This is a genomic window from Sporichthya brevicatena, from assembly GCF_039525035.1.
Classification (GTDB): domain Bacteria; phylum Actinomycetota; class Actinomycetes; order Sporichthyales; family Sporichthyaceae; genus Sporichthya; species Sporichthya brevicatena.
Genome location: NZ_BAAAHE010000082.1, coordinates 1 through 522 on the forward strand (window position 1 = coordinate 1; position 522 = coordinate 522).

General features: G+C 70.9%; 1 pseudogene. It reads left to right on the top strand.

The window, feature by feature from the left end:
- A pseudogene (locus tag ABD401_RS25015) lies at positions 1 to 420 on the top strand (hypothetical protein); the annotation flags it as partial.
- Positions 421 to 522 lie beyond the last annotated feature (102 nt).

A 522-nucleotide genomic window follows, 5' to 3' on the forward strand; every position in this document is an offset into this window, starting at 1 on the left:
CGGCCGGTCACCGCCGTCACCTCCGTCGCCGCGATCGGCCCGGCCGGGCAGTCGCTCCCGCTGGCCGGTTACGCCTGGGACGGCGCGGACATCATCGACCTCGCCGGCTGGGACGCCGCCGTGATCAACCTGCCCGACTGGTGGGACGAGGAGGGCGCCCGGTCCTACCGGGTCACCTACAACCACGGCTACGCGAACGTCCCCGACGACGTCATCGCCGTCGTCACCGGCATGGTGCTCCGCGTGCTGACCACCCCGTCGCCGGTGGAGGGCATGGTCACCGAGCGGATCGGCCAGTACTCGTACGGCCTGCAGCAAGGCGCCGGGGCCAACGGGCTCACGACCCGGCTCACCGCCGACGACAAGGAGACCCTGGCCCGGTACCGGCGCACTGCCACCACCATCCAGGTCCGGATCTGATGCTCCCCGACCGGCTCCTGATCCACCAGGTCACGATCGTCAACCCGGCCGAGGACATCGACGCCTACGGCAACCAGATCTGGGACTACGAGCACTCCGGCG